The organism is Variovorax gossypii (assembly GCF_003965815.1).
In the GTDB taxonomy this organism is placed as follows: Bacteria; Pseudomonadota; Gammaproteobacteria; order Burkholderiales; family Burkholderiaceae_C; genus Variovorax; species Variovorax gossypii.
The window spans coordinates 145,565-169,723 of sequence record NZ_RXOE01000001.1 but is presented as its reverse complement, the minus strand read 5'-3'; the positions used below and the strand labels follow the sequence as shown (position 1 = coordinate 169,723).

Below are 24,159 nucleotides of genomic sequence, written 5' to 3'. Positions count from 1 at the left end.
CGGCGTTCAACCGCGCTTCGCGACGACCTGATCGACCAGGCCGTAGTCCTTGGCCTCGTCGGCCGTGAGGAAATAGTCGCGCTCGGTATCGGCCTTGACCTTTTCCAGCGGCTGGCCGGTGCGCTCAGCCAGGATGCGGTTCATCTGGTCCTTGGTGCGCAGGATGTCGCGCGCGTGGATCTCGATGTCGGTTGCCTGGCCGCGTGCGCCGCCGAGCACCTGGTGGATCATGATCTTGGAGTTGGGCAGCGAGAAACGCTTGCCCTTCTCGCCGGCCGCCAGCAGGAAGGCGCCCATGCTGGCCGCGAAGCCCAGGCACATGGTCGACACGTCGGGCTTGATGAACTGCATGGTGTCGTAGATGGCCATGCCGGCGCTCACGCTGCCGCCCGGGGAGTTGATGTAGAAGGAAATGTCCTTGTCCGGGTTCTCACTCTCGAGGAACAGCAGCTGGGCCACCACGAGGTTGGCGGTCTGGTCGTTGACCTCGCCCACCAGAAAGACGATGCGCTCCTTGAGGAGGCGCGAATAGATGTCATACGACCGCTCGCCGCGGCCGGATTGCTCGATGACCATCGGGATCATGCCGAGGGCCTGGGTTTCCTGTGCGCTCATGTATTTGCTCTCCGGGAAATGGAATCGTTCGCTGTTTCTGAACTGTACGCCTGAGTGAAATGGGGCTCGTGCCGCAAAGCACAAGCCCCATCGGCGTAGCGGGCGGCGACGGAAATCAGCCTTGCTGCTGAGCCATCAGTTCGTCGAACGACACCGACTTTTCGTTGACCTTGGCCTTGCCGAGGACGAAATCGGTCACGTTGTTCTCGATGACCACGGCTTCGACTTCCGCCAGGCGGTTGTTGTCGCTGAAGTACCAGCGCACCACGTCGGCCGGCTTCTCGTAGCTGGCGGCCAGCTCGTCGATGTGGGCCTTGATCTGCTCGGGCTTGGCCTGCAGGTTGTTGGCACGCACCAGCTCGGCCACCACCAGACCCAGGCGCACGCGGCGCTCGGCTTGCGGGCGGAACACTTCGTCGGGGATCGGGGCCTTGTCGGCGTCCTTGATGCCGCGCTGCTTCAGTTCGGCGCGGGCGCCTTCGACCATGCGGCTGACTTCCGACTGCACGCTGGCGTTCGGCAGGTCGAGCTCGGCGTTGGCCACCAGGGCGTCCATCACGGCGTTCTTGTTGCGGGCCAGCAGGCGGAACTTCACTTCGCGCTCGAGGTTGCGCTTGATGTCGGCGCGCAGGCCTTCGACGGTGGCTTCGGCGATGCCGAGCGACTTGGCGAGCTGCTCGTTGACTTCGGGCAGGTTCGAGGCTTCGATCTTCTTCACGGTGACGAGGAAGTCGGCCTGCTTGCCGGCCACGTCCTTGCCGTGGTAGTCGGCCGGGAACGACAGCGGGAAGGTGCGGCTGTCGCCGGCCTTCATGCCGCGCACGGCGTCTTCGAATTCCTTCAGCATCTGGCCTTCGCCGACGACGAACTGGAAGTCTTCGGCCTTGCCGCCCTGGAAGGGCTCGCCGTCGATCTTGCCTTCGAAGTCGACGGTCACGCGGTCGCTGTCCTGAGCGACGGCGTCCTGCGCGCGCTGGGCGAAGGTGCGGCGCTGCTTGCGCAGGATGTCGAGGGTCTTGTCGATGGCGTCTTCGCCGACTTCGGCCGACAGCTTCTCGACTTCGGCGCCCGACAGGTCGTTGATCTTGACGTCGGGGAACACTTCGAAGATCGCGTCGAAGGCCAGTTCGCCTTCAGGTGCGTCTTCCTTCTCGGTGATGCGGGGCTGGCCGGCGACGCGCAGCTTGGCTTCGTTCGCGGCTTGCGAGAAAGCCTCGCCGACCTTGTCGTTCATGACTTCGTAGTGCACCGAGTAGCCGTAGCGCTGGGCAACGACGTTCATCGGCACCTTGCCGGGACGGAAGCCGTCCATCTTGACGGTGCGCGCGAGCTTCTTGAGGCGCGAATCGACTTCGGACTGGATGGTGCCGACCGGCAGGGTCAGCGTGATCTTGCGTTCGAGCTTCTCGAGAGTTTCAACGGTCACGGTCATGATGTCTTCCTTGTGAGGGGGCTGTTGCGCGGGGCCTGCGTCTTTTTACCGATACAGATCAAGGACTTGCACGCGCTAGCGGGATTTATGCGGAGGCACACGCGTGCCGCCTGCAAAACTGGGCAACCCATGATTCTAATCGGCTGGAAGCGCCCGTTTTGAGCGGGTCGGCGACCAGCTGCAGCAGAGATTGCGCACCACGCCCGGATTCATGGCCGATTTCGCCTTTACAGTGGCTGCGATTCGACATTTCCCCAAGGAACGAATGCCCATCCTCTTCCAGCGACTGTTCGCCGCCCTCGCCTTCGCCCTGGTCCTCGTGTTCGGCATGCCTTCGCCCGCGCTGGCCAAGACCACCGCGGCGCCGGCGGCAGCGGCGAAGGAGCCGACCATCCAGCAGATCTACGAAGCGGCAAGCAACGGCAGGATGGCCGATGCCGACGCGATGATCGCGAAGGTGCTGAAGAACCATCCGAAGAGCGCGAAGGCCCACTACGTGCACGCCGAGCTTCTTGCGATGAAGGGCGAGCTCGACGATGCCAGGGACGAACTGGCCCTGGCCAAGGAGCTGTCGCCCGGACTCAAGTTCGCGAAGGCCGAGTCGGTCGCCAAGCTCGAACGCAAGCTGGAGAAACCGGTCGAGACCAAACCCGAGCCACCGCCCGTACCCAGCCCGGCTGCAGCATTGGCATCCGGCAAGGCGGATACGGGCTCATCGTCCGGCCCGATTCCCTGGGGGCCGATCGGCATCGTGGCGCTGTTCGTCGTCGCCTATGTGGTCTTCCAGCAGCGCCGCCGCGCCACCACCTTCGAGGCGCCTGCCCCCGCCGGGAGCGGAACCAGGTTCTCCAGGCCCACCAGCGATTCGTCGATGGGCTACGGCAGGACGGACGACTACAGGGACTACGGCTCCGCCCCTCCCGCCCCCAGCCAAGGCCCCGGCATCGGCGGTGCACTGGCCGCGGGCGCCGCGGCGGGCGTCGGCGCGGTGGTCGCGGGCGAGCTGCTGCGCCACATGCTGAACGACCGCTCCGACGACCATCAGGGCAACACGACCAACATCTTCAACAACCACCGCCACCACGACAGCGGCAACGACAGGATGGGCAGCAGCCTCTGGCCCTCGTCCGATCCGGAGCCGGAGCGGCAGGTCGATCGCAGCTTCGTGGACAACAACTTCGGCATCAGCGACACGAGCTCGTGGGACGACTCGAGCAGCAGCAGTTCCGACAGCGGAAGCAGCGACAGCAGTAGCAGCAGCGACTGGTAGAGCGGGAAAAAGGAAAAGAAAAAGCCCCGCTCCTTGCGGAACGGGGCTTCATTGCTGCTCGATAGAACGGGCTACATGCAGGGCTGGTGCGCGGGGCCGGACTCGAACCGGCACGTTCTTGCGAACGTCAGGACCTAAACCTGGTGCGTCTACCAATTTCGCCACCCGCGCGATGCCAATCTTTTTTTCAGGTGAATGCAAAAGCGGACGGGCTTTTCGCACCACGGATTCCCGTGGGCCAAAGACCATCCGCTTGAAATCGGTCAGCCTGCGATTTTAGACGCTAATCGGCACCGTTTCCGGCTCGCGCTTCACGCGGAACGCGGCGGCGTACATCGCGGGCAGGGCAAGCAGGGTCAACACCGTTGCCACGATCAGCCCACCCATGATTGCAACGGCCATCGGCCCCCAGAAAACGCTGCGCGACAACGGGATCATCGCCAGCACCGCCGCGGCAGCGGTCAGCACGATCGGCCGCAGCCGCCGCACCGCCGACTCCACGATCGCGTCCCACGCCGGCACGCCCGCCGCGCGGTCGAGCTCGATCTGGTCGATCAGGATCACGGCGTTGCGCTGGATCATGCCCATCAGCGCGATCACGCCCAGCAGCGCGACGAAGCCGAAAGGCCGGTTCAGCACCAGTAGCGCGCCGGCCACGCCGGCGATGCCCATCGGGCCGGTGATGAACACCAGCAGCGAACGGCTGAAGCTGTGCAGCTGCAGCATCAGCAGCGTGAACACCAGGAACAGCATGATCGGCACGCCGGCCACGATGGAGGCCGAGCCCTTGCTGCTTTCCTCCACCGCGCCCGCCACTTCGATGCGATAGGCGCCCTGCCCGGCCGCGACCCAGCCGGCCTCGAGCTCGCGCAGCTTCGGCAGCAGCTGCGCCGTCACGGTCGCGCCCTGCAGGCCTTCGATCACGTCGCCCTGCACGGTGATGGCGTAGTCGCGGTTCTCGCGCCACATCACTCCCGGCTCCCAGGTGAACACCGGCTTGGCGATCTGCGTCAGCGGAATCGAGCGGCCCGAGGTCGTCGGGATGTATGCATTTCCGATGTCCGAGATGGCCTGGCGCTCGTCGGGCGCCTGGCGCAGCACGATGTCTATCAGCAGGTCGTTCTCGCGGTACTGGCCCACGGTGGTGCCGCTGAACATGGTCTTGGAAGCCTGCGCGATGGCCTGGCTAGTCACACCGAGCGCACGCGCCTTGGCCTGGTCGATCTCGAGGCGGATGACCTTCACCGACTCGTTCCAGTTGTCGTTCACGCCACGCATGTTGGCGTTGTCGCGCAGCACGGCCTTCACCTCGTCGGCATGGCCGCGCAGCAGCGCCGGGTCGGGGCCGATCACGCGGAACTGCACCGGGTACGGCACCGGCGGGCCGTTGGGCAGCAGCTTCACGCGGCCGCGCACCTCGGGGAATTCCTGCGCCAGCACCTGCGGCAGCTTGATGCGCAGGGTCTCGCGCACCTTCAGGTCCTTGGCGAGCACGATCAGCTGCGACACGTTGGTCTGCGGAAACACCTGGTCCAGCGGCAGGTAGAAGCGCGGCACGCCCGAGCCGATCCAGGTGCTGACGGTGCTCACGCCGGCCTCCTGCATGACGCGTTTCTCGACGCGCTTGGCCACTTCCTCGTTCGCGGCGAACGAGGTGCCTTCGGGGAACCAGATGTCGACCAGGATCTCGGGCCGGCTCGAATCCGGGAAGAACTGCTGCTGCACCTTGCCCATGCCGAAGATGCCGAGCGCGAAGATCAGCACCGTGGCGCCGATGGTCATCCAGCGGTGCTGCACGCACCAGTTCACGGTGGAGCGGAAGGCGTTGTAGAACGGCGTGTCGAAGAGCTCGTGCGGCGGCGCATCGGGGTCGTGCGGCTTCACCTTCAGCAGCAGCGTGCCGAGGTAGGGAACGAAGTACACCGAGACGATCCACGACAGCACCAGCGCGATCACCGTCACCGCGAAGATGGCGAAGGTGTACTCGCCCGTCACCGACTTGGCGATGCCGATCGGCAGGAAGCCCGCCGCGGTGATGAGCGTGCCCGTGAGCATCGGCTTGGCCGTCACGTCGTAGGCGAAGGTGGCGGCGCGGACCTTGTCGTAGCCCTCCTCCATCTTCCGCACCATCATCTCGACCGCGATGATCGCGTCGTCCACCAGCAGGCCCAGCGCGATGATGAGCGAGCCCAGCGATATCTTGTGCAGCCCGATGCCGAAGTAGTTCATCGCCAGGAAGGTCACGGCCAGCACCAGCGGAATGGTGATCGCCACCACCAGCCCCGGTCGCATGTCGACGTACCAGCCGAAGCGCCCGCCCTTGTGCAGGCCCAGCGAGATGATGCTCACGGCCAGCACGATGGCCACGGCCTCGATCAGCACGCCGACGAACTCGTTGACCGAGCTCGCCACCGCCACCGGCTGGTCCTGCACCTGCGCCAGTTTCACGCCGGCCGGCAGGCGCTGTTCGATGGTGACGGCGGTGGCCTTCAGCGCCTTGCCCAGCGCGATGATGTCGCCGCCCTTGGCCATCGACACGCCCAGGCCGATCACTTCCTTGCCCTGGTGGTGCATCTTGACCGTGGGCGGATCGACGTAGCCGCGGTGGATGTCGGCGATGTCGCCGAGCTTGAGCTGGTTGCCCGAGCTGCCGCGGATGGGCATTTCGCGCAGCTGGTCGACGCTGGTGAACTGGCCCGCGACGCGCACCTGCACCACGTCCAGCGGCGACTGGATCGTGCCCGCGCTCTCGATGGCGTTCTGCGAGCCGAGCTGCGAGAGCACGGCGTTGAAGTCGAGCCCCAGCTGCGCCAGGCGCTTCTGCGAGATCTCGATGTAGACCTTCTCGTCCTGCACGCCGAACTGGTCGACCTTGGCCACGTCCTTCACGCGCAGCAGTTGCTGGCGCACGTCGTCGGCCAGCGTCTTGAGTTCGGCGTAGCTGAAGCCTTCGCTCTCCAGCGCGTAGATCACGCCATAGACGTCGCCGAAGTCGTCATTGAAGAACGGCCCCTGCACACCGGCGGGCAAGGTGGCGCGCATGTCGCCGATCTTCTTGCGCACCGTGTACCAGACGTTCGCTACCTCGGTGGACTTCGACGAGTCCTTGATGTTGAAGATGATCTGCGACTCGCCGGGCTTCGAATAGCTGCGGATCTTGTCGGCGTACGGCGCCTCCTGCAGCGTACGCTCGAGCTTGTCGGTGACCTGCTCGGCCACCTGCTGTGCGGTGGCGCCGGGCCAGTAGGTCCGCACCACCATCGCGCGGAAGGTGAACGGCGGGTCTTCGTCCTGTCCGAGCTGGAAGTACGCGAACGCACCCAGCACCATCAGCACCACCATCAGGTAGCGCGTGAGGGGCGCGTGGTCCAGCGCCCATTTGGAGAGATTGAAGCCGGAGGGCTTGTCGTTGGGGTTCGCCGCGCCGCCGCTCATTTGGCGGCACCCGCTGCGATCTCCTTGTTCGTCGCGGCAACGGCCGTGACCGGCTGCACGGACTCCTTCGCACCGGCATTGGCGGCGGCCGCGGCCGCCTCCTTGGACTGGTAGATGGTGACCTTCTGACCCGGCGACAGCACATGCACGCCCGCGGCCACGACCATCATGCCGGGCGAGATGCCGCCGGCGATCACGGCCTCGTTGCCGTCGGCCGTGGCCACCTGCACGGGCTGCGAGCGCACCGTCATGGTCGACTTGTCGAGCACCCACACGGAAGTGCCCTTGCCCTCCTGGCGCAGCGCGCTGGTCGGCAGCTTCATCACCGGGGCGCTGGAGTGAGCCAGCGCCTGCGGACGCGCATAGACGGTGGCACCCAGCGGCGGCGCGGTGGCGGCATCGATGGCCACCTTGACCGAGTAGGTGCGCGTGACCGCATCGGCGCTCGCCGCCACCTCGCGCACCTGGCCCTGCAGCTCGTTGCCGCCGGACCAGCCGCGCACCGTCACGGGCGAGCCGGTCTTGATCAGCGTGGCCCGGTCTTCGGGCACCGCGAACACCACGTCACGGGCGCCGTCCTGCGCGATGCGCACGACCGGTGTGCCGGCCTGCACCACCTGGCCGGGCTCGGCCTCGATGGCGGTGACGATGCCGGCCACGTCGGCCACCAGCGTCGTGTAGTTGGCCTGGTTGCCCTGTGAGGCGAGTTGCGCCTGCGCCTGCTCGAGCTGGGCCTGCGCGGCCTTCCAGGTGGTTTCGCGGCGCTCCAGCTCGGCTCCGCTGATGAAGTTCTGCGACCGCAGTTCGGTGTAGCGCTTGAGGTCGGCGGCTGCCAGGTCGCGGTTGGTCAGCGCGGCGGCCTGCTGGGCGCGTGCTGCTTCGGCGGCAAGGCGGTAGTCCTGCGGATCGAGCTGGGCCAGCACCTGGCCGGCCTGCACATGCTGGCCGAGTTCGGCCTGCCGCCTGGTGATCTTGCCGCCGACGCGGAAGCCCAGTCGCGATTCGACCCGGGCGCGCACCTCGGCCGAGAACTCGGGCTGGGCGTCGAACTCGCTCGCCCCCACGGTCACGAACTTGACCGCGCGGACCGGATCCTCGGCTGCGGGTTTAGGCGAACAGCCAGCCAGAAAGATGGCGGGAAGCAGCAGCCAGGCGGCACTGCGGAGGCGGGACGGGAAGACGGCGGAAGCGGTCATGAGACACCCTGGAAAGGACGAACCGGGCCATTACTGACCCACTGGTTAGTAATCTAGGGTAAACGTGAACCAGTGTCAATGACCCGCTGGTCACTAGGGCCTGCCGACCGCGAAATCTAGGTGCGCTGGCCCATCTCCACCAAGCGGTTGTCGGGCAGCTCGAAATAGTCCGAGGCCCTCCCCGCATTGCGCTGCAGCCAGCCGAAGAGCACGCGCCGGATCGGGTTCATGCCCGGCAGGTTTTCCTCGCCCACCGAGGCCCGCGAGACGAAGTACGACGTCTTCATCGAGTCGATCGCCAGCGTCTTCTGGTACGCCAGGATGCGGATGAATTCCGGCACGTCGGGCCGCTCCATGAAGCCGTGGCGCGCCGTGACCATCCAGATGCCCTCCATCAGCTGCTCGGCCTCGATGCGGATGCGCGCGTCGACGCGTGGCGTGTCGCAGGCCAGCACGCGCAGCACGATCACCTGCTCGTGCAGCACCTGGTTGTGCTTGAGGTTGTGCAGCAGCGCATGCGGCACCGCCGTGGCGTCGGGGTTCAGGAACACGGCCGTGCCGCTCACCCGGTGCGGCATGTGCTGCGCCAGCGATTCGACGAAGGGCCGCAGCGGCAGGCTCTCGGCCGCGGCCGCCTCCAGGCCCAGCCGGCGCCCCTTCGACCAGGTCGTGAAGAGCACCATCACCACGGCCGCCACCGCCAGCGTGAGCCAGCCGCCCTCGGCCACCTTCAGGCTGTTGGCGATCACGAAAGTCAGGTCGACCACCGCGAATGCGGCCACGCCGATCGCCACCGCCACTTTGTTCCAGCGCCACAGCCCCCAGGCCACGATGCCGGCCAGCAGCGTGGTCGTCACCATCGTGATCGACACTGCGATGCCGTAAGCCGCCGACAGCGCGCCGGAACTGCGGAAGCCCAGCACCAGCAGCAGCACGCCCACCATCAGCAGCCAGTTGACGGCCGGCACGTAGATCTGCCCGATGGCCGTGCCCGATGTCTGAATGACCCGCATGCGCGGCAGGTAGCCCATGCGCATGGCATGCGCCGTGAGCGAGAACGCGCCCGAGATCACCGCCTGCGAGGCGATCACCGTCGCCATCGCGGCCAGCACCACCATCGGCAGCACGCCCCATGAGGGAAAGAGCCGGAAGAACGGGTTGTCGATCGCAGCCGGGTTCGCCAGCACCAGCGCCCCCTGCCCGAAGTAGTTCAGCACCAGTCCGGGCAGCGCGATGAAGAGCCACGCCAGCCGGATCGGCCTGGCGCCGAAGTGCCCCATGTCCGCATACAGCGCCTCGCCGCCGGTGAAGGCCAGGAACACCGCGCCCAGCACCGCCAGCGACTGCGCCCGGTGCTCGATCAGGAAGCCGAGGGCGCGCCGCGGATCGAGCGCCGCCAGCACCTGCGGCTGCTGCAGCACCTGCCATGCGCCTGCCGCGGCCAGCACGATGAACCACAGCAGCATGACCGGCCCGAAGATCTTGCCCACCGTGCCGGTGCCCTTCTTCTGCACCATGAACAGCGCGATCAGGATCACCACCGTGATCGGCAGCACCGCGCGCTGCAGCACCGGCGCCTGCACTTCCAGCCCCTCGACCGCCGACAGCACCGAGATGGCCGGCGTGATCAGGCTGTCGCCGTAGAACATGGCCGCGCCCACCAGGCCCAGCAGCCCGATGGCGTTCCACACCCAGGGCTTCGTCTTCGGCCCCGCCACGGCGCTGCGCGCGAGCGCCTGCAGCGCCAGGATGCCGCCCTCGCCGTCGTGGTCGGCGCGCAGCACGAACACCACGTACTTCAGCGTGACCACGAACATCAGTCCCCAGAAGATCAGCGAGAGCAGCCCCAGCACCGAATCGGGCGTGAACGGCACGCCGTGCTCGGGGTTCATCGTTTCCTTGAAGGCGTAGAGCGGCGAAGTGCCGATATCGCCGAACACGACGCCCAGCGCCGCCACCATGAGCGCCGGGCCCGTCGGGTGCGGCGCCTCGCCGTACGCTGAAACCTGGGACCCGGAAGCCGGAGCGGATGCTTTCATGAAGCGGGGAGTTCGTAGTGGCGACGCTGCGAGCATAGTGCCGGGGCATTGCGTCGTGGCTGACAATCGTGGCGTGCCCGCCACTCCCCACCTCGCCGCTGCGCCGGCGCATTACGAAAACTTCCCCGTAGCCTCGTGGCTATGCCCGCCGCACCTGCGCCCGCCGATCGCGGCCATCTACCACTTCGCGCGCACCGCCGACGACATCGCCGACGAAGGCAGCGCCTCGCCGGCCGAGCGCCTGGCCGATCTGCACGCCTACCGTGAAGAGCTGGCCGCAGCCGTCCGCGGCGAAGTACCGCCCGAATCGCGCTGGCCCCACGTCTTCGGCCCGCTCGCCCACAGCATCGCCCGCCACGGACTGCCCGAAGACCTGCTCGCCGACCTGCTGAGCGCCTTCGTGCAGGACATCGAGAAAACCCGCGACCGCGGCACCTACGCCGACCGCGCGGAGCTGCTCGACTACTGCCGCCGCTCCGCCAACCCCGTCGGCCGCCTGCTGCTGCACCTCTACGGCGTGCACGACGCCACGGCCCTCGCGCAGAGCGATGCCATCTGCAGCGCGCTGCAGCTCATCAACTTCTGGCAGGACCCGAGCGTCGACCTGCCGCGCGGCCGCTTCTACTTTCCGCTGACCGACTGCGACCGGCGCGGCCTGACGCCCGAGAACTTCAAGGTCTTCGCTCCGCTATCCGCCGCCGAGCCTCCGCAGGAAGCTATCAATCTGATAGCAGTAGTGGTCTACTGGGCACGCGAGCTCATGCACCGGGGCGCGCCCCTCGTGCATCGCCTGCCGGGCCGCGCCGGCTGGGAGCTGCGCCTGGTCGTGCAGGGCGGCCTGCGCATCCTCGACAAGATCGAGGACCTGGGCTTCGACACCTTCTCCCAGCGCCCCGCCATCGGCAAGACCGACGCGCCGGTGCTGCTCTGGAAGGCCGTGCGGATGCGGAGACAATCAGCGCCCATGAAAGCAGCGCCTCCCCGATGACCCCCGAGCAATACGTGCAAGACAAGGCAGCCGCCTCGGGCAGCAGTTTCTATTACGCCTTCCTGTTTCTTCCCAAGCCGCGCCGCGCAGCGATCACGGCCTTCTACGCCTTCTGCCGCGAAGTCGACGACGTGGTCGACGAGGTCAGCGACCCCGGCGTGGCCGCCACCAAGCTCGCCTGGTGGCGCACCGAGGTGTCGCAGTCGTTCGCGGGCACGCCGCGCCATCCGGTGATGCAGGCACTGATGCCGCACACCGCCGCCTACGGCATCGAGGCGCGCCAGCTCAACGAGGTGATCGATGGCTGCCAGATGGACCTCGACCAGACGCGGTACCTCGACTTCCAGGGCCTCTCGCGCTACTGCCACCTCGTGGCCGGCGTGGTCGGCGAAGTCGCGGCGCGCATCTTCGGCCAGACCGAGACCCAGACCACCGCCTACGCCCACAAGCTGGGCCTGGCGCTGCAGCTCACCAACATCCTGCGCGACGTGGGCGAGGACGCCATGCGCGGGCGCATCTACCTGCCGGTGAACGAGTTGCAGAAGTTCGACGTGAAGGCGCACGAGCTCCTGAACCGCGTGCACTCGGAGCGCTTCGTCGAGCTCATGAAATTCCAGGCCGCCCGGGCCCACGCCGCCTACGACGAGGCGCTCGCCCTGCTCCCGCTGGCCGACCGCCGCTCGCAGAAGCCCGGCCTGATGATGGCCAGCATCTACCGCACCCTGCTGCGAGAGATAGAGCGCGACAACTTCCAGGTGCTGAACCAGCGCGTGAGCCTGACGCCGGTGCGCAAGTTCTGGCTGGCGTGGAAGGTCCAGGCGCTGGGGCGGATATGACTCGCCCCCAGGCTCCGCGCACTTCGTGTCGCTTCGCCAACCCCCTACCGGGGGCAACACCAGAGGCCCGGCAAAGCCGGTTCCTCGGTGTTTCTGGAAGTGGGGCCGCATCACCATCGCGTCGCGAGGCTGAGGACGACGATCGCGGCCGCTTCATCGCCGCGTACCTGCACTCATGAGGGTCGCCGTCATCGGCGCCGGCTGGGCCGGCCTCGCCTGCGCGGTGGAGGCCACGCGCCTCGGCCATGCCGTCACGTTGTTCGAGGCCGCGCACATGCCGGGCGGCCGCGCGCGGCGGGTCGACAACATGCATGGGCTGGCGCTGGACAACGGGCAGCACATCATGATCGGCGCCTACACAGCCACGCTGCAGCTGATGCGCGATGTCGGCGTGGATGTCGAAGGTGCTCTGCTGCGTATGCCTCTTTCGCTGCGTTTTGCCGATGGCGGCGGACTCAAGCTGCCGCGGCTGCCAGCACCGCTCGACCTGCTGGCGGGCATCTTCACGGCGCGCGGCTGGACCTGGCGCGACAAGTCGTCACTGCTGCGCACCGCGATCGGATGGCGGCTCTCGGGCTTTCGTTGTGCCAGCGGCACGACGGTCGCCGATCTCTGCACCAACCTCACGCCACGTGTGATGCGGGAGCTGATCGAGCCGCTGTGCGTTTCAGCGCTCAATACGCCCGTGGCGCAGTCGAGCGGGGAAGTCTTCCTGCGCGTGCTGAAGGACGCACTTTTCAGCGGCAGCGGCGGTGCTGACCTGCTGTTGCCGCGCGCCGATCTGGGCGCCCTGCTGCCCGACGCCGCCATCCGGTGGCTGCTGCAGCGCGGCGCCACCGTGCGCATCGGCACCCGCGTCCGCGCCATTTCGACCGAGGCCGGGCAATGGCAGGTCGACGGCGAAGCGTTCGATCTGGTCGTGCTGGCCTGTGCGCCGTGGGACGCCGCCCGGCTGGTCCGCGCGTCCGGCCTGCCTGCGGCCCCTTGGTGCGAGACCACCGAGGCCCTGCGCTTCGAGGCCATCGCCACCATCTACGTACGCGGCGCAACGCCGCTCGCCGAACCGATGCTCGCGCTGCGCAGCGATCCGGCCACGGCACCAGCCCAGTTCGCGTTCGACCGCGGTCAGCTCGACGGCCTGCAAGGCGTGCTCGCCATGGTCGTGAGCGCGAACGAAGCTTCACGCGAGGTCCTGGAAGAGCGGGTCATCGCCCAAGCCGCCGCGCAGTTGGGCCAATCGAACCTGCAGCTGGTGCAGACCGTGGTCGAAAAGCGCGCCACCTTCGCCTGCACGCCGGGCCTTGCGCGGCCGCCCTCTGCCATCGCACCTGGCCTGCAGGCCTGCGGCGACTACGTCGAAGGCCCCTACCCCGCCACTCTCGAAGGCGCGGTCCTCAGCGGACTGGCCGCCGCCAAGGCACTCGCCCCATGACGACCGAACTGCGCTACCTCGACTTCGACTACAGCGAGGACACCGAAGGCCACGGCACCTTCGACGCGATGGCATCGACCTCGCCGGACAGAACGCCCGAAGTACGGGCCGAAGTCGCCCGGGTGCTGGCCTGGGCCGAGGCCACGTTTCCCGATGGGCGCGGCGCCCTCGACGAAGGCGCGACGTGGGACTGCGACCTGCAGGAATCGAGCGAGGACAACCCGCGCTACGACACCATCACCCTCTCGATCAGCGGCACCGCCGACTTCTGCGCGGCGCTGCGCGAGCGTTTCGGGCTCGACTGAAGAGAGAAAACGGAATCAGGCCGTCTTGTTGCGCAGCCGCAGCAGGCTCAGCCCCAGCAGCACGAAGGCGCCGCCCGACACCTTGTTGAAGATGCGCGTGCGACGCGGATCGGAGAGCTGCTTGCGCAGCAGGCGCGCCAGCAGCACGTAGAACGAGTGCGCGACCACCGAGGCCGCGGCGAAGGTGCCGGTCAGCACCGCGAACTGCGTGAGCATGGGCGCGTCCTGCGTAAGGAACTGCGGGAACAGCGCCGAAAAGAAAAGAATGCCCTTCGGGTTGGTCAGCGCCACCGTCATCCCGTGGCCGAACAGACGCCAGCTCGAACGCGGCGCGGCGGCGCCCTGGCTTCCCTGCACGTCGGCGAACACGCTGCCCTGGCTGCGCCATTGCTTGATGCCCAGGTAGATCAGGTAGGCGGCGCCGGCCAGCTTCAGCACCATGAAGGCGTGGGCCGAGGTGGAAAGAACCACGCCCAGCCCGGCCATCGCGGCTGCGGACACCATGAAGAGCCCTGCCGCATTGCCCAGCGAACTGATCATCGCCCGTCGCGGGCCCACGCTCATCGAATTCGAGACCGCGAGCAGCACGGCCGGCCCCGGGGTGAAGACGACGAGCAGCGTGACGCTGCAGAAGATGAGCCAGTTGGAGAGATGCACTTCGGGTTTCCTGCCCGGCGCGGGGCCGCAAGGGAGATGGGTGGGTGGGAACGAGAAACTATAGTCAGCCCGGCGCCTCGTCGCTGGCGCCGCGCCAATACCCCTGCGCTTCCCTCAACCCACCACCAACCGAACCGCCATGGTCACCTGCTACCTGCGCTACATCGTCGATCCCTACAAGCTCAAGGAATTCGAGCACTACGGCCGGCTCTGGATCCCTCTGGTCGAGAAGTTCGGCGGCAAGCACCACGGCTATTTCCTGCCGTCGGAAGGCACGAACAACGTGGCGCTGGCTATGTTCAGCTTTCCGAGCCTGGCCGCCTACGAACAATATCGCGCCGACTCGATGCAGGACTCGGAATGCCAGGCCGCATTCAAGTACGCGGAAGAAACCCGCTGCATCCTCAGCTACGAACGCAGCTTCTTCAGACCAGTCTTCGGCTAACGCCTCAGCCGCCCAACGCCATGCACAGCGCGTGCAGGTTGGGCACGATCAACTGCGGCCGCGCACCGTGCACCCAGGGCCGCTCGTCGCGCACCAGCCATGCAGCCTGCATGCCGGCGTTGAGCGCGCCGACCACGTCGAGCTCGGCGTCGTCGCCCACATGCAGCACGTCCTTGGGCAGCAGACCGACCGATGCCGCGGCCGCGCGGAAGATGGGCGCATGCGGCTTGCCGCTGCCGAAGGCGCGCGCGTTGAAGGCGGTGCGGAACCAGCGGCCCACGCCCGTCTTGTGGATGTCGGCGTTGCCGTTCGAGATCGCCACCAGCGGATAGCGCTCGCTGAGCCACTTCAGCGCCGGCAGCGCATCGTCGTAGAGCGTCACGCGCTGGCGCTCGGCGAAGAAGGCATCGAAGGCCGGCTCGGCCAGCGCCGGGTCTTCACCGGCGCGCACGAGCGCCGTGCGGATCGACTCGCGGCGCAGCGCACTCAGGTCGTGCGCGAGATCGGAGCGCTCCTTGGCGGTGGCTTCGCGCAACTCGCGCAGGATGCCCGGCGTCATCAGCAAGGTGGCGGTCTTGGGCGCCTCGCGCAGCAGCCACTGGTGCAGCACGGCCTCGGCGCGTTCGATAGTCGGCCAGATCGGCCACAGGGTGTCGTCGAGGTCCAGGGAGATCGCCGAGATGCGCTTGAGATCGAGAGGCGCGGCGCCCGCAGGCACCGGGGAAGCGGAAGTCATGCCCGAGAATATCGCATGCCTTCGACCCAAGAGAACGCCTCCCCGAGTACCCCGCGCACAGCAGTGCTCTGGTGCAACCTGGGCTCCCCCGACGCCCCCACCGCGGCCGCCGTTCGCCCCTACCTCGCCGACTTCCTGGGCGACCCGCGCGTGGTCGAGATTCCGAAGGCGGTCTGGGCGCCGATCCTGCACGGCATCATCCTGCGCACGCGGCCGGCCAAGTCGGCCGCCAAGTACGCGAGCATCTGGATGCGCGAAGGCTCGCCGCTCAAGGTCTGGACGCAGAAGCAGGCGACGCTGCTGGCCGGATGGCTCGGCGAGCGCGGGCACCGCCTGACGGTGCGCGACGCAATGCGCTACGCCAGCCCCTCCATCGCCTCCCGCCTCGACGCGCTGCAGGCCGAAGGCGCCACCCGCGTGCTGGTGCTGCAGGCCTATCCGCAGTACTCGGGCACCACCACCGCGAGCGTGATCGACGCGGTGAACGCCTGGAGCCGCAAGCAACGCCGCGTGCCCGAATTCCGCTTCGTCAACGACTACCACGACGACCCGGCCTACATCGACGCGCTGGCCCAGAGCATCGAGAAGCACTGGAAGACCGAGGGCCGCGGCGAGGTGCTGCTGATGAGCTTCCATGGCATCCCCGCACGCAACATCGCACTGGGCGATCCGTACCAGGCGCAGTGCACCGAAACCGCCCGGCTGCTCGCGACACGCCTGGGCCTTTCGAGCACCCAGTACCGCGTGACCTTCCAGTCGCGCTTCGGCAAGGCCAAGTGGCTGGAGCCGTACACCGAGCCCACCCTGCGCGAGCTCGGCGCATCCGGCGTGAAGCGCGTGGACGTGGTGTGCCCAGGCTTCCCCGCAGACTGCCTCGAGACGCTGGAAGAAATCGCCATGGAAGGCCGCGAGGCCTTCCTGCACGCCGGCGGCCAGGCCTTCAGCTACATCCCTTGCCTCAACGACAGCCCGGCATGGATCACCGCCCTCGCGGGCATCGCCGAACGCAACCTGGCGGGCTGGCCCACGCAAAGAACGCCAACCCCATGAAGCAGGACCTGCACGAAGCCAACCGGCTCTCGTGGAACGCGGCGACCGTCGCGCACAACAGCCACAAGGGCGACCAGGCCGCCTTCTTCCGCGAGGGCGGCTCCACCCTCTTCCCCGAGGAAGCCGGTCTGCTCGGCGATGTGAAAGGCTTGCGTGTGCTGCACCTGCAATGCAACGCAGGTCAGGACAGCCTGAGCATCGCGCGCCTCGGCGCGGAGGTGACGGGCGTGGACATCTCCGACGAAGCCGTCGACTTCGCGACGCAGCTCTCGCAGCAGTCGGGCATCGCGGCGCGCTTCGTCCGCTCGGACGTCTACGACTACTTCCGCGAGGCGCAGGCACGCGGCGAGAAGCACCACATCGTCTTCTGTTCGTACGGCACGCTGTGCTGGCTGTCCGACATCGGCGCCTGGGCACGCGGCGTGGCGCAGATGCTCGAGCCCGGCGGGCGCTTCGTCTTCATCGAGTTCCATCCCTTCGCGCTGGTGTTCGACCCGGCCTGGAAGTTTCACTATGACTACTTCAACGAAGCCCCCGTGCCGGAGGAAGGTGTTGGTGACTACGTGGCCGAGTCCGGCGACGGGCTGGTGCGCGAAGGCTACGAGCGCGGCGTGGAGAACTTCGCGAACCCGCACCCGAGCTTCGAGTTCACATGGGGCGTGGGTCAGGTGACGACCGCGCTGTCGCAGGCCGGCCTCGTCATCGGGCGGCTCGACGAGTACCCGTACGCCAACGGCTGGAAGCCCTTCGAAGGCATGCGCGACATCGGCGGCCGCCGCATGGCGCCGCCAGAGGGCATGCCGCGCATTCCGCTCATGTATTCGATCTCCGCACGCAAGCCATGACGAAACATCTTCGCACCCGATGCCTCGGTGGCCTTGTCCTGCTGCTGCCGCTCCTGGCACATGCCGCCGGTACCGTCGATGTGCCCAAGGGCGTATGGGAAGGCACGCTCGGCACCAAGGCCATCGTGGCCTGTTTCAACTCCGACTATCCGAGCGGCAGCTACTTCTACAAGCAGTACAAGAAGGCGATCGCACTGGGCCGCTCCGACAAGGACAGTTTCTGGCGCGAAGGCGGCGAAACCGGCCTGTGGGCGCTGGACCCCGTCAAAGGCACCACGCTCTCAGGCACCTGGAGGAGCGTGAAAGGCACGCCCACCACGCTGCCGATCCAGTTGAACCTGACCGATGCGACGGGCGGCGACAAGGCCTGCGCAAGCGACGGCTACGCAGGCCAGCTCGAAGCACCGCCGAAGATCGAGATCGGGAAGAAAGAGGAATACGCGACCGTCCGCAGCTTCCGCCGCCTGCGCTTCGCCGGGCAGGAAACCATCGAGCTCTCCGGCCCCGAGCCCGCGCTCGCGGCCATCAACCGGGAGCTTCGCCGCGACTTCGACACCGGCAAGGACACGATCAAGGAATATTTCGACAAGCGCCGCGAGTTTCTCGGCCGGGTCGGCGTGCCCGCCGAGGACGAGAACACCACCGAGCCCGAATACTGGACTTCGCAGTGGCTCAGCATCCGCAACTACACCTGGGCGGCCGGCACGGGCCGCGCCGGCATCTCGTGGTTCTACCGCACGTGGGACCTGCAGACGGGCAAGCAGGTCGACCCGTGGTCATGGTTCGGCCCGCGCCCGCAGGTGCCGCCGCAGAAAGCGCCGGGGCAGATCGCCGGCACCGAAAGCGGCCCGATGCCGCCGAAGCTGCGCCGCTTCCTGTTCAAGTACGCGGGCATCCAGCCGTCGAAGGCCGAGGAGAACTGCAAGTCCAACTACGAGGAAGACGCCCACTACGACCTTACGCTGGAAGCCAAAGGCATGCGTTTCTCGCAGCCCGAATACGGCACCGGCTGTGAGATCGCCATCGAAGTGCCCTACGCCGAGCTCGGCCCGGTGCTCACGCCCGCGGGCAAGGCCGCGGTGCGGCGCATCGTCGAGCCGGCGAAGTAGTTCGGCCCCCTGCTCAGGCCGGCTGCCTGCGCCCCAGCAGCGCCTCGATCGCGGCTTCCATCTCGGCGTACTCCCCTTCGCCGAAGTGCTGCCGCATCACCTGTCCGTTTCTGTCGGCGAGGTAGAACGCCGGCCAGTACTGGTTGTTGTAAGCCTTCCAGGTGGAGAAGCCGTTGTCCTGCGCCACCGGATAGCGGATGCCGAAGCGCTGGATCGCGTCCTGCACGTTGCGCGTCGACTTCTCGTAGGCGAACTCGGGCGAATGCACGCCCACCACCACGAAGCCCTGGTCCTTGTACTTCTCGTACCAGCGAACCACGTAGGGCAGCGTGCGGATGCAGTTGATGCAGGAGTAGGTCCAGAAATCGACCAGCACCACCTTGCCGGCCAGGCCCCGCATCGTGAGCGGCTCCGAGTTGAGCCACTTGTCGATGCCCGCGAACTCGGGCGCCTTGCCGTAGTCGCGCAGGCCCGGCGACACGGCCAGCGCACTGCGCACCGGCCACGCGCCACCCACGGCAGCCGCGAGCGCGGAGGAGCCGGCGGCCAACCCCGAGAACGCCCTTCTGGACAACATCTTCATGATCGCGAACCTCGCTCGAATGCCAGACCGAAAGCGGTCAGGCGCGATTGTTCGCGGCGCACGCCGGGCGTGCGCATGTGTCACGGCAATTTGAAGTTTGTCCCGGCGGCGTGAAGAGCCGCCGGGATCAGAACTCAGAACTTGCCCAGATAGTCCATCTTGCCGATCGGCATGCCCTTGTGGCGCAGCACGTCGTAGGCGGTGGTCACGTGGAAGAAGAAGTTCGGCAGTGCGAACTGCAGCAGGTAGCGCTGCGCGGTGAAGGTCGCCTCGCCTTCGCGGGTCTTGATGGTCACGGCGCGATCTTCGTGGCCATCGATCAACGCGCGGTCGACGCTCACCAGGAAGTCCTGCGTCTTCGCGATGCGCGCGACCAGGTCGTCCCAGGTCTTCTCCTCGTCGGGAAAGCTCGGCGCGGTGACACCGGCGATGCGCGCCGTGCCCAGCTTCGAGGCATCGCTCGCGCGCTGGATCTGGCCAGCCAGCGTGAGCATGTCGGGCGCGAGGCGCGCATCCACCAGCGTGGCCGGATCGATGCCGTTGGCCTTGGCATGCGCCAGGCTCTTGTCGAGCAGATGGGTGAGTTGTCCGAGTCCGCGCGTGAAGACGGGCACGGACAGGTCGTACATCGAGAGCGCCATGATGGTGTTCGGGGCCTTGTCTCGGCCCTGTGGTTGAGGTGGGCGGCGATTGTCCCGCCGCCGCAGCCTCAGCGACCGGCCGCGCGGATAAACCCCTCGATGGGCTCAAGTTGTTCGGGCACGTTGAGCGCGGGAGCGTGACCGCAGGCAGGAACTTCGATCACCTGCAGCCTGCCGGCCGCGCCGGGGCCGCGCCGCTTCATCTCCTCGACCACGCCGGGCAGCACCAGGTCGGACTCGGCGCCGCGCAGGCACAGCACCGGCACCTCGATGGCGTCGTAGTGCGGCCAGATCAGGTAGTCGTTGTCGTGCGCGCTGAACTGCCGGACCATGGCCGGGTCGTAGTGCGGCGTGACGCGCCCGTCGGGCAGGCGGCGCGTGGAGGTCTCGGTCAACCGGCGCCATTGCGCGTCGCTGAGCCAGCCGTAGGGCTTGTAGACCGTGCGGAAGAAGGCCTCCAGCTCGGCCACCGTGTCGAAGGCGGGCGGATTGCCCGCGTAGGCGCGGATGCGCTCGATGGCGGGCTGCGCCAGTTCGGGCGCGTTGTCGTTGAGCACCAGGCTCGCGATGCGCGCCTTCATGCGCGGCTCGAACAGGGCCGAGGCGCAGACGGTGCCGATGGCGCCGCCCATCGAGGTGCCGACCCAGTGCACCCGCCCCAGCCGCAGTTCGTCGCACAGCGCGTTGGCGATGCGCGCATAGAACGCGAGCGTGTATTCCTCGTCGGGCAGCGGGCTCCACTGGCTCAGGCCCCGGCCGATGGTGTCGGGGCAGATCACGCGGAATCCGCGCGACGCGAAGTGCTGCGCCAGTTCGTCCATGTCGCGTCCGGTGCGCGCCAGGCCGTGCCAGGCGATGACCACGGGCGCCTCGGCCGCACCCCATTCGAGCCAGTGGATCTCGCGGCCCGCGAGCTGCGCATAGCGCGAGAGTGGAATCTGATTGTTGTGGTTGTCGCTCATCGCGCCGCTCTCGCTCGCAGTTTTCCGACGATGCCGGTGGGGAAGTAATAGACGGAAAGAACGAAGAGCACGCCCAGCCACAGCAGCCAGCGGTCGGGCGACAGCAGCGCCGCCAGCCAAGGCAGGCCGCTCGCTGCCTCGTTGCCGATGCGCAGCAGGTCCTGCAGGTAGCTCTGCGCCACCACGAAGAGCACCGCGCCGATGGCCGCGCCGTAGATGGTGCCCATGCCGCCGATCACCACGATCAGCAGCACGTCGATCATGATCTCGAAGCTCAGCGAGGTGTCGGGACCGTTGTAGCGCAGCCAGATCGCGAGCATCGCGCCGGCCAGCGTGGCGAACAGCGCCGACAGCACGGCGGCCGTGGTGCGGTAAACCACCACGCGGTAGCCGATGGCCTCGGCGCGGAACTCGTTCTCGCGAATGGCCTGCAGCACGCGGCCAAAGGGCGAGTTCACGATGCGCAGCAGCGCCAGCACCAGCACCACCGCCGCCACGAACAGCAGGTAGTAGCAAAGCAGGCGGCCATCGAGCGAGACGCCGAGGAAAGGCTCTTCCGCGAACTCGAAGCTCGGCGAGATCAGCTCGGGCAGCTTGAAGGTCAGGCCGTCTTCGCCGCCGGTGAAGTCGGACAGCTGCGAGGCCAGCGTCTGGAAGGCCGAGGCCACGGCCAGCGTGATCATCGCGAAGAAGATCGCGCGCACCCGCAGCGAGAACAGGCCGATGGCGAACGAGAGCACCAGCGAGATCGCCAGCGACGCGCCCAGCCCCACCAGCACCGCGCCCCAGTTGGGCCCGAGCCTAGAGGCCGAGATCGCGATGCCATAGGCCCCGATGCCGAAGAACATGGTGTGCGCGAAGCTCACGATGCCGGTGTAGCCCAGCAGCAGGTCGAAGCTCGCAACCAGCACCACGAACACCAGGATCTTGGCCGCGACGCTGAGCGCCTTCACGCCCGGGAAGATGAAAGGCGCGAAGGCCAGCGCGATGAACACCGCGAGCAGCAGCAGCGCAAGCAGCCGGCTGCGGGGCATGTCGTTGGAGAGGAGTCGTTTCAGGAACATGCTTTCGCCCTCCTCTTCAGCGGTTGGCCACCGGGTACACGCCCTGCGGGCGCCACAGCAGCACGGCCACCATCAGGAAGATGCTCGCGAACTGCGTGAGCGTGGGCAGCAGGAAGCCCACGTAGTTGGTCATCAGCCCCACCAGCAGCGCGCCGATGAGCGCCCCGCCCGTCGAGCCCAGCCCGCCGATGATGATGACGATGAAGATCAGCACGTTGACCTGCGCGCCCATCTGCGGCACCAGGTTCTGCTGGAACAGCCCCCACATCACGCCGCCCAGGCCGGCCAGTGCGCTGCCGACCACGAACACGCCGACGAACAGGCGCCCGATGCGGTAGCCCAGCGACTCGACCATCTCGCGGTCCTGCACGCCGGCGCGGATGAGCAGGCCGATCTTGGTGCGGCCCAGCGTCCACGCCAGCACGCCGAAGACGACGGCGCCCACGGCCACCGCGAGCAGGCGGTACTTGCTGATGGCCGCATCGCCCACCAGCAGCGAGCCGCGCAGCGCCTCGGGCAGCGGCAGCGGAATCTGCGCCGGGCCCCAGATCACCTTGATGAGCTCCTCGCCGATGATCATGCCGCCCATGGTGATGAGAATCTGCTTCAGGTGCTGGCCGTACACGGGCCGCACGATGAAGCGCTCGAAGGCCAGCCCCACTGCGCCGGCCACGGCCATCGCGACCAGCATCGCCGGGAACACCGCCACGAGGTTGCGCCACAGCTCGCCCGAGCCGGTCCAGTCGCCCATCAGGCCGAGCACGCTGCTCGCCACGAAAGCGCCGAGCGCGATGAACACGCCGTGGCCGAAGTTCAGCACGTCCATCAGGCCGAACACCAGCGTGAGGCCCGAGGCGATGATGAAGATGATCATGCCCATGGCCAGCCCCGCCACGGTGAGCGTGAGCCAGGTGGAGAAGGAGCCGGTCAGCGGCAGCGCGACCAGCGCGAGCACCGGTGCGAGCAGCAGCGGCCGCCAGTCGAATTCGAGTTTCTTCATAGAGCCAGTCCGAGCAGCGATTGCTGAAGTTGCGCGTCGGCGGAGAACTCCGCCATGGAGCCGGCGTGCACCACGCGGCCGTTGTCCATCACCGCGACGGTGTCGCCCAGTCGCTGGGCGAAGTTGATGTTCTGCTCCACCAGCAGGATGGTCACGCCGCTGCGCTTGAGCTCGGCGAAGGCGTCGATCATGTTGTTGATCATCACGGGCGCCAGGCCCTTGCTGGGCTCGTCGATGATGAGCAGCTCGCGCGGCTCCACGATGGCGCGCGAGACGGCCAGCATCTGCTTCTGCCCGCCCGAGAGCTTGCCCGCCGGGTGGTTCCAGAACTTCTCGACCGCGGGAAAGAGCTTGAAGATCCACTTCAGCCGCGTGTCGTCGATCTGCGCCGCGTTCTTCGCGCCGCGCGCGGCCAGCAGCATGTTTTCCTTCACTGTGAGGTCGGAGAAGATGCCCATGTTCTCGGGCACGTAGGCAATGCCCAGGCCGGCGATCTGCGGCGTGTGCTGGGCGGTGATTTCTTTCTCGCCGAAGCGCACCCTGCCCTGCGATGCATGCCACAGGCCCATGATGGTTCGCAGTGTGGTCGTCTTGCCCGCGCCGTTGCGGCCCAGCAGCATGGTGAGCTGGCCGCGCGGCACGGCGAGGTCGACGCCGTGGAGGATGTGATACGCCCCGATGTGCGTGTGCACGCCCTCGAGGCTCAGCAGATTTTTCGTGCTCATGCGGCCTCCTTAGATACGCCTAGGTAGGCCTCCTGCACCACCGGCGAGGCGATCACCTCGGCCGGTTCGCCGTCGGCAACCAGCGTGCCGTTGTGCAGCACGATGATGCGGTCGGCAAGTTCGCGCACCACGTCCATCTTGTGCTCGACCAGCAGGATAGTCTTGGTCTTGTCCTTCTTGAGCTTGCGGATCAGGTCGAGGATGACGGGCGCCTCGGCCGCGTTCATGCCGGCCGTGGGCTCGTCGAACATGAAGACCTTGGGCTCCAGCGCCATCAGCAGCGCCACCTCGAGCTTGCGCTGGTCGCCGTGCGGCAGGCTCGCCACAGTGGCGTGCTCGCGCGATTTGAGCGCCACCTCGGCCAGGATCTGGTCGGCGCGCTCGGTCAGCGCCTTGTGGTCGCTCCAGATGCTCCACAGGTTGAGCCCGCGCCGGTGCGCGCCATCGCGCGTGGCCTGCACCGCGAGGCGCACGTTCTCCAGCACCGTGAGGTTCGGAAAGAGATTGGTGAGCTGGAAAGCCCGCCCCAGCCCCGCGTGCGTGCGCGCGGAGGGGGACAGGCCCGACAACGAATGCCCGTCGAGCGACACGGTGCCCGCGCTCGCCTTGAGCTGGCCCGAGATCAGGTTGAAATAAGTGGTCTTGCCCGCGCCGTTGGGGCCGACGATGGCCGTCAGCGTGCCCGGCGCGAAAGCGCAGCTCACGCTGTTGACGGCCACGTGCCCACCGAAGCGGATGGTCAGATCTCGGGTCTCAAGCATCGTTGTTGGTCATTGCGAATCGGAAAACAGGAA

The 24,159-nt window shown here is 67.3% G+C and carries 23 protein-coding genes and 1 tRNA gene; 9 read left to right on the top strand and 15 right to left on the bottom strand.

The window, feature by feature from the left end; all coding sequences use genetic code 11:
• Positions 1 to 6 precede the first annotated feature (6 nt).
• Both clpP and tig read right to left on the bottom strand, forming a co-directional pair.
• On the bottom strand, positions 7 to 615 hold the full coding sequence (clpP, locus tag EJP69_RS00760; protein ID WP_093202585.1) for an ATP-dependent Clp endopeptidase proteolytic subunit ClpP: 609 nt from the start codon (positions 613 to 615) through the stop codon (positions 7 to 9).
• Between the two features lie 115 nt (positions 616 to 730).
• The gene (gene tig, locus EJP69_RS00755; protein ID WP_093202586.1) at positions 731 to 2,047 is read right to left on the bottom strand and encodes a trigger factor; all 1,317 of its coding nucleotides are present in this window, start codon (positions 2,045 to 2,047) and stop codon (positions 731 to 733) included.
• A gap of 265 nt (positions 2,048 to 2,312) precedes the next feature.
• Between tig and EJP69_RS29615 the strand changes: the two genes are divergently transcribed.
• Complete coding sequence (locus EJP69_RS29615; RefSeq protein WP_206169269.1) at positions 2,313 to 3,317, top strand: tetratricopeptide repeat protein; 1,005 nt, start codon at positions 2,313 to 2,315, stop codon at positions 3,315 to 3,317.
• Positions 3,318 to 3,401: 84 nt separating this feature from the next.
• Here the strand turns inward: EJP69_RS29615 and EJP69_RS00745 are convergent.
• From EJP69_RS00745 to EJP69_RS00730, 4 genes are all read right to left on the bottom strand, one after another.
• A tRNA-Leu gene (locus tag EJP69_RS00745) sits at positions 3,402 to 3,488 on the bottom strand.
• A 105-nt stretch (positions 3,489 to 3,593) separates the two neighbouring features.
• Positions 3,594 to 6,752, bottom strand: coding sequence for an efflux RND transporter permease subunit (locus tag EJP69_RS00740; RefSeq protein ID WP_093202590.1), 3,159 nt, complete (start codon positions 6,750 to 6,752; stop codon positions 3,594 to 3,596).
• Entirely contained in the window at positions 6,749 to 7,948 is a 1,200-nt protein-coding gene (locus tag EJP69_RS00735) for an efflux RND transporter periplasmic adaptor subunit (protein ID WP_093306265.1), read from the bottom strand. Before EJP69_RS00735 ends, EJP69_RS00740 begins: the two co-directional genes overlap by 4 nt.
• Positions 7,949 to 8,064: 116 nt before the next feature.
• Positions 8,065 to 9,909, bottom strand: coding sequence for a potassium transporter Kup (locus EJP69_RS00730; protein WP_093202596.1), 1,845 nt, complete (start codon positions 9,907 to 9,909; stop codon positions 8,065 to 8,067).
• Positions 9,910 to 10,060: 151 nt separating this feature from the next.
• On the opposite strand from EJP69_RS00730, the gene hpnC reads away from it, so the two are divergent.
• The 4 genes from hpnC (at position 10,061) to EJP69_RS00710 (ending at position 13,548) form a co-directional block, all read left to right on the top strand.
• Positions 10,061 to 10,975 carry a squalene synthase HpnC gene (gene hpnC, locus EJP69_RS00725; protein WP_093202598.1) on the top strand — a complete coding sequence of 305 codons (915 nt, stop codon included), beginning with the start codon at positions 10,061 to 10,063 and terminating at the stop codon, positions 10,973 to 10,975.
• Positions 10,972 to 11,811: a presqualene diphosphate synthase HpnD gene (hpnD, locus tag EJP69_RS00720; protein WP_093202600.1), complete on the top strand. Its 840-nt coding sequence runs from the start codon at positions 10,972 to 10,974 to the stop codon at positions 11,809 to 11,811. Before hpnC ends, hpnD begins: the two co-directional genes overlap by 4 nt.
• Positions 11,812 to 11,986: 175 nt before the next feature.
• Positions 11,987 to 13,243 carry a hydroxysqualene dehydroxylase HpnE gene (gene hpnE / locus EJP69_RS00715; protein WP_126468419.1) on the top strand — a complete coding sequence of 419 codons (1,257 nt, stop codon included), beginning with the start codon at positions 11,987 to 11,989 and terminating at the stop codon, positions 13,241 to 13,243.
• The gene (locus EJP69_RS00710; RefSeq protein WP_126468418.1) at positions 13,240 to 13,548 is read left to right on the top strand and encodes a hypothetical protein; all 309 of its coding nucleotides are present in this window, start codon (positions 13,240 to 13,242) and stop codon (positions 13,546 to 13,548) included. Before hpnE ends, EJP69_RS00710 begins: the two co-directional genes overlap by 4 nt.
• Before the next feature lie 15 nt (positions 13,549 to 13,563).
• Here EJP69_RS00710 and EJP69_RS00705 read toward each other — a convergent pair whose 3' ends face one another.
• Positions 13,564 to 14,205, bottom strand: coding sequence for a LysE family translocator (locus EJP69_RS00705; protein WP_093202607.1), 642 nt, complete (start codon positions 14,203 to 14,205; stop codon positions 13,564 to 13,566).
• Between the two features lie 139 nt (positions 14,206 to 14,344).
• Here EJP69_RS00705 and EJP69_RS00700 point away from each other — a divergent pair, with 139 nt between their 5' ends.
• Positions 14,345 to 14,650 carry an NIPSNAP family protein gene (locus tag EJP69_RS00700; protein ID WP_093202610.1) on the top strand — a complete coding sequence of 102 codons (306 nt, stop codon included), beginning with the start codon at positions 14,345 to 14,347 and terminating at the stop codon, positions 14,648 to 14,650.
• A gap of 4 nt (positions 14,651 to 14,654) precedes the next feature.
• Here EJP69_RS00700 and EJP69_RS00695 read toward each other — a convergent pair whose 3' ends face one another.
• Positions 14,655 to 15,386 (bottom strand): HAD family hydrolase, encoded by a 732-nt coding sequence (locus tag EJP69_RS00695; RefSeq protein ID WP_093202612.1) that lies wholly within the window; start codon positions 15,384 to 15,386, stop codon positions 14,655 to 14,657.
• 15 nt (positions 15,387 to 15,401) lie between these two features.
• Here EJP69_RS00695 and hemH point away from each other — a divergent pair, with 15 nt between their 5' ends.
• From hemH to EJP69_RS00680, 3 genes are read left to right on the top strand one after another with little or no spacing between them, the layout of a single operon-like run.
• On the top strand, positions 15,402 to 16,436 hold the full coding sequence (gene hemH, locus EJP69_RS00690; protein ID WP_126468417.1) for a ferrochelatase: 1,035 nt from the start codon (positions 15,402 to 15,404) through the stop codon (positions 16,434 to 16,436).
• Positions 16,433 to 17,281, top strand: a complete 849-nt coding sequence (locus EJP69_RS00685; RefSeq protein WP_126468416.1) for a class I SAM-dependent methyltransferase — start codon at positions 16,433 to 16,435, stop codon at positions 17,279 to 17,281. The genes hemH and EJP69_RS00685 overlap by 4 nt, the downstream gene beginning before the upstream one ends.
• A complete protein-coding gene (locus EJP69_RS00680) occupies positions 17,278 to 18,390 on the top strand; it encodes a hypothetical protein (RefSeq protein ID WP_126468415.1) in 1,113 nt (370 codons plus the stop codon). Before EJP69_RS00685 ends, EJP69_RS00680 begins: the two co-directional genes overlap by 4 nt.
• Before the next feature lie 13 nt (positions 18,391 to 18,403).
• Here EJP69_RS00680 and EJP69_RS00675 read toward each other — a convergent pair whose 3' ends face one another.
• The 7 genes from EJP69_RS00675 to EJP69_RS00645 all read right to left on the bottom strand — a co-directional run bounded on the left by EJP69_RS00675 (position 18,404) and on the right by EJP69_RS00645 (position 24,126).
• Positions 18,404 to 18,967 carry a thioredoxin family protein gene (locus EJP69_RS00675; RefSeq protein ID WP_126469249.1) on the bottom strand — a complete coding sequence of 188 codons (564 nt, stop codon included), beginning with the start codon at positions 18,965 to 18,967 and terminating at the stop codon, positions 18,404 to 18,406.
• Between the two features lie 140 nt (positions 18,968 to 19,107).
• Complete coding sequence (locus tag EJP69_RS00670; RefSeq protein WP_126468414.1) at positions 19,108 to 19,614, bottom strand: DUF1993 domain-containing protein; 507 nt, start codon at positions 19,612 to 19,614, stop codon at positions 19,108 to 19,110.
• A gap of 68 nt (positions 19,615 to 19,682) precedes the next feature.
• A complete protein-coding gene (locus EJP69_RS00665; RefSeq protein WP_126468413.1) occupies positions 19,683 to 20,576 on the bottom strand; it encodes an alpha/beta fold hydrolase in 894 nt (297 codons plus the stop codon).
• Positions 20,573 to 21,640, bottom strand: coding sequence for a branched-chain amino acid ABC transporter permease (locus EJP69_RS00660; protein ID WP_093202627.1), 1,068 nt, complete (start codon positions 21,638 to 21,640; stop codon positions 20,573 to 20,575). The genes EJP69_RS00665 and EJP69_RS00660 overlap by 4 nt, the downstream gene beginning before the upstream one ends.
• A gap of 16 nt (positions 21,641 to 21,656) precedes the next feature.
• Positions 21,657 to 22,640: a branched-chain amino acid ABC transporter permease gene (locus EJP69_RS00655; protein ID WP_093202629.1), complete on the bottom strand. Its 984-nt coding sequence runs from the start codon at positions 22,638 to 22,640 to the stop codon at positions 21,657 to 21,659.
• Positions 22,637 to 23,365: an ABC transporter ATP-binding protein gene (locus tag EJP69_RS00650; RefSeq protein WP_126468412.1), complete on the bottom strand. Its 729-nt coding sequence runs from the start codon at positions 23,363 to 23,365 to the stop codon at positions 22,637 to 22,639. The genes EJP69_RS00655 and EJP69_RS00650 overlap by 4 nt, the downstream gene beginning before the upstream one ends.
• Entirely contained in the window at positions 23,362 to 24,126 is a 765-nt protein-coding gene (locus EJP69_RS00645; RefSeq protein ID WP_093202634.1) for an ABC transporter ATP-binding protein, read from the bottom strand. Before EJP69_RS00645 ends, EJP69_RS00650 begins: the two co-directional genes overlap by 4 nt.
• Positions 24,127 to 24,159 lie beyond the last annotated feature (33 nt).